The organism is Anaerolineae bacterium (genome assembly GCA_035529315.1).
Taxonomy (GTDB): Bacteria; Desulfobacterota; Desulfobacteria; order Desulfobacterales; family ETH-SRB1; genus Desulfaltia.
The window spans coordinates 1-4,401 of the sequence record DATKWZ010000026.1 but is presented as its reverse complement, the minus strand read 5'-3'; the positions used below and the strand labels follow the sequence as shown (position 1 = coordinate 4,401).

At 42.1% G+C, this 4,401-nt stretch carries 4 protein-coding genes; all 4 read left to right on the top strand.

What is annotated here, in order from left to right; genetic code table 11:
• Positions 1-372, top strand: a 372-nt coding sequence (locus VMW78_04925) for a glycosyltransferase family 9 protein (GenBank protein HUV50346.1), incomplete at its 5' end; no start/stop codon positions are given.
• A gap of 14 nt (positions 373-386) precedes the next feature.
• Positions 387-1,328 carry a glycosyltransferase gene (locus VMW78_04920; GenBank protein HUV50345.1) on the top strand — a complete coding sequence of 314 codons (942 nt, stop codon included), beginning with the start codon at positions 387-389 and terminating at the stop codon, positions 1,326-1,328.
• A gap of 24 nt (positions 1,329-1,352) precedes the next feature.
• On the top strand, positions 1,353-2,534 hold the full coding sequence (locus tag VMW78_04915) for a glycosyltransferase family 4 protein (GenBank protein HUV50344.1): 1,182 nt from the start codon (positions 1,353-1,355) through the stop codon (positions 2,532-2,534).
• A 6-nt stretch (positions 2,535-2,540) separates the two neighbouring features.
• On the top strand, positions 2,541-4,358 hold the full coding sequence (locus tag VMW78_04910) for a carbamoyltransferase (protein ID HUV50343.1): 1,818 nt from the start codon (positions 2,541-2,543) through the stop codon (positions 4,356-4,358).
• Positions 4,359-4,401: the final 43 nt, after the last annotated feature.

Genomic DNA, 4,401 nt, shown 5'->3' with positions numbered 1-4,401 from the left:
GGAAAATCAATTGATATAGTCAATAAATGTAAAGGACGAATTTATAACCTTACCGGCAGAACCACCTTGGATGAACTGGCTGGAGTACTCAGCTTTAGCAGCCTGCATGTGGGTGTGGATAGTGCGGCTCCACATATCGCCGCGGCCGTGGGCACTCCCACAATAACCATTTACGGTCCCTCCGAATGGCTGGTTTGGGCGCCTTTGGGTGAAACACACAGTGTTGTTACTCCGGATCGCTATTGTGCTCCATGCCACCAGAAAGGATGTGATGGTAGCGGCACAAGTAAATGTCTTGAAGAGTTAACAATTGACAAGGTAGAAAGGGCTATTCATGGGGTCCTGGATAAGAGCGGGATACTTACAACCTGAAAGGATGTAGAAAAATGAGCAAGGTCTTAATCGGCATACCTGTTTTGGACAATGTGGAGATAACCAGAGCATGCCTGCAACATCTTTATCGAAACACTGAAACTGATAGATCAAGATTAAATGTTTCTGTTTTGATAGTTGATAATGGATCACAGAATAATATAGAAGATATTTTTCGACAAGAATTTAAAGATCCGAAATTTCCCACTTATTTTTTGAGAAATTCGGAAAATATAGGCGTGGCTGCCGCATGGAATCAAATATTAAAGTTTGCTCCAGAGAAAGAGCTCGAAAAATCCTTTTATTACGATTATTATGTTATATCAAATAATGATGCGTTCTTCGGCATTGATTGGCTCCAACCACTTGCAGAAACCATGGAAACCGATAAAAGGATAGGCTGGATTTCTGCCATGGAAAACGGATCCCCTGTATTGGAAGAACTAATAGAAGCCCATTTGCTGTCAAAGGAATATCGGGTAAATCCACAAACACCATATACCACTGAGGTCATTAATGAGAGTTTGAAGCAAATTTATGAAAAATGGGGAGGACATGAACCTTTCTGCCGACTTGTCAGGAACAAGGACCTGCCTTTTTTTATCCCATTTCAAAAAGAGGGCAGGTCTGCTGTCTGCTTTATGGTAAGACCTGCCATGATTAATCAGATCGGTTTTTTTGATCAAGACTATTCTCCAATCGGCATTGCTGAAGACCTGGAATACTTTCTGAGAATGGAGCGAATTTTAATGCCGTCGTGGCTGACTGATGAAATATATCCTGAAGATGCAAAATGGAAATGCGGTTTTTGTGGTAAGAGCGTCGTGCATCACAACTGGTGCAGCACACGCCAGGGGCCGAACTTTGATGGCCGGAAATGGGATAAAGTGAGAGAGAAAAACTGGAAAGCCAAGTTTGGGAAATCCCGCAAATATTATACAAAATTACTACCATAAATTGTTTTTGATCTGAAGAGTGTTATGAAAAAGATTGCGTTTGCAATGGAAAAATTCAGTCGTTATGCGGGTGGAGCGGAATCGTACGCTGTTTCTCTTGCCACTTCCCTTATAGAAAATGGGTGGGAAGTGCATCTTTTTGGAGAAACGTGGGATGGTGAACCTGAAGCAGCGGTTTTCCACAAGATAATCATTCCGAAATATCTTCCAGCCTGGCTCAAAATGGTCTTGTTTGCATTGAACCATAAGAGGGCGGTAAAAAATCAAGATTTTGATGTTGTCATGGGTTTTGGCAATACCTTGTATATGAATGTTTATCAAAGTCATGGCGGCGTACACTGGCTTTCGACAAAAAGAAAAGTTTACTCAGAAAAGAGTAAAATTAAACGGGCAATAAAACGATTGATTATCATTTTATCACTAAAGCAATGGATCAGGGCATGGATTGAATCAGCGCCATTTCGACTTGATCCACAGCCAAAAATCGTGGCTATTTCTCAAATGATAAAAAAGGACATGGAGTCTTTTTTCAGGGTAAAAGGTTCAGAGATCAAAGTTATATACAATGGTGTTGACACTTCCCGATATAACCAGAACCTGCGTCATGAGCTTAGAGGTCCGCTGCGAAAGCAAAGGGGGATAAAAGAGGACGATGTCGTCTTCTTGTTTATTTCGTACGACTTGAAGAAAAAAGGGATCGAGCCACTTGTGGAGGCTGCGTCTCAATTAAAAAAAATGGGTAATACCGATTTTAAAGTTATGGTTATCGGCGGACTTCCCTATAGAGCCCTTTTAAAGCAGATCAAGACCCTCAATATTGAAGATAAGATACTTTTTACAGGGCCGGTTCGCTCTACCGAAGAATATTATGCAAACAGTGATGTATTCGTGCTTCCAACTTATTATGACGCGTGTTCTCTCGTTGTGATTGAGGCTATGGCATGCGGTCTTCCGTCAATTACAACCACGAGCAATGGGGCAGCAGGTATTATAACCGATGGGAAAGACGGCTATATTATTCCTCATCCACCTGGAGCACAGGACCTGGCGAAAAAAATGCAGCTGCTTCTGAATTATGAGAAACGCCGGGAGATGTCAAGGGAAGCTTTGCTCACAGGCCGGAGCTATTCCGCAAAAAAGAATCACCAGGAGATGATGATGATACTTGGCGAAGTGGCGGCTTTGAAAAGATTATGTGTAGGATAAATTAATATGGATATCTTAGGAATCTCAGCATTTTATCATGACAGCGCCGCCTGTCTTGTGCAGAACGGTGAAATTGTCGCCGCAGCCCAGGAAGAACGCTTTACCCGCAAAAAACACGACTTTGCTTTTCCTCGTAACGCCATAAACTATTGTCTTAAAGAAGGTGGTTTGAATGGGAAAAACCTGGACCTTGTTGCCTTTTACGACAAGCCTTTTATCAAATTTGAACGTATTCTGCAGACCTACCTGGCTTATGCGCCGGTTGGAATTAAATCGTTCATCAAGGCAATGCCTTTATGGGTAAAGCAGAAATTATGGATGAAAGAGTTTATTAAAAAGGAACTTGGCTTTGAAGGAAAAATCATCTTTCCTGAACATCATGAGTCACATGCCGCAAGCGCATTTTTTGCGTCACCCTTTCAGGAAGCTGCTTTTCTTACCATAGACGGGGTAGGTGAATGGGCAACCACCAGTTATGGCATTGGCAAAGATAATAATATAAAAATCTTATCCGAGATTCATTTTCCACATTCTCTGGGTCTTCTCTATTCCGCCTTTACTTATTACACCGGTTTTAAAGTCAACTCCGGTGAATATAAGCTAATGGGATTGGCGCCATACGGTGAACCTGAATATAAAGACCTGATCCTTTCAGAGTTGATGGATCTTAAAGAGGATGGTTCTTTCAAAATGAACATGGAGTACTTTAATTACTGCGCCGGTCTTACGATGACCAGCAAAAAATTTGGGAAATTATTCGGAGGCCCTCCTCGAAAACCTGAATCACAATTGACCCAGCGGGATATGGACCTTGCCCGTTCAGTTCAGGATATAACTGAAGAAGTAATACTCCGGATGGTAAGACACATCCATAAAGAAACCAATCAGAAAAATCTTTGCCTTGCGGGTGGTGTGGCTTTGAATTGTGTCGGCAATGGAAGAATCTTGCGCGAAGGCCCATTTGACAAACTCTGGATACAGCCTGCCGCCGGTGATGCCGGAGGAGCGCTCGGAGCAGCCCTGTTTGTATGGCATCAGTATCTGGGGAATCAGAGATGTTTAGATGCGGGAAAGGGAACTCAAAAAACATCATACCTTGGGCCGGAATTTGAAAACAGATATATATTAGAATACCTGAAAAACAAGGCTATTCCTTACGAGGAATCATCTGATGAAGAAATTCCTGAAAGAATTGCTGATTTGATAGCAGATCAAAAGGTTGTTGGCTGGTTCCAGGGGCGGATGGAATTCGGCCCCAGGGCATTGGGGAGCCGTTCAATTATCGGAGATGCTCGCTCCCAGAAGATGCAGGAAACAATGAATCTGAAGATAAAATTCCGTGAAAGTTTCCGCCCCTTTGCACCTTCCATACTAAAAGAAAAGGCTTCCGACTTTTTTGAAATAGATACGGAAAGCCCTTATATGCTATTAGTAGCCCCGGTAAAAAAAGAAATTCGCAGGGAGATGTCAAAAGAAGAACAAAGACTCTTTGGCCTTGAAAAACTTCATGTTTCACGTTCTGTTATTCCGGCGGTAACACATGTTGATTACTCCGCCCGCATACAAACTGTAAGCATGGAAGACAATCCTTTATATTATAAAATGATCGCAAAATTCGACGAAAAACATGGATGCCCGGTAATCATAAACACATCATTTAACGTCAGGGGGGAGCCGATTGTATGCACCCCTGAAGACGCCTATCTGTGCTTTATGCGAACCAATATGGATTATCTTATTATGGGTAATTACCTGTTGGAAAAAAAGAAACAAAAGCCGCTGGATCAGGATATAGATTGGCAAAAGGAATTTGAGCTGGATTAGGGAAAAGACAATGATTGTTGAAGAAATTAAAAACATCAAGAGC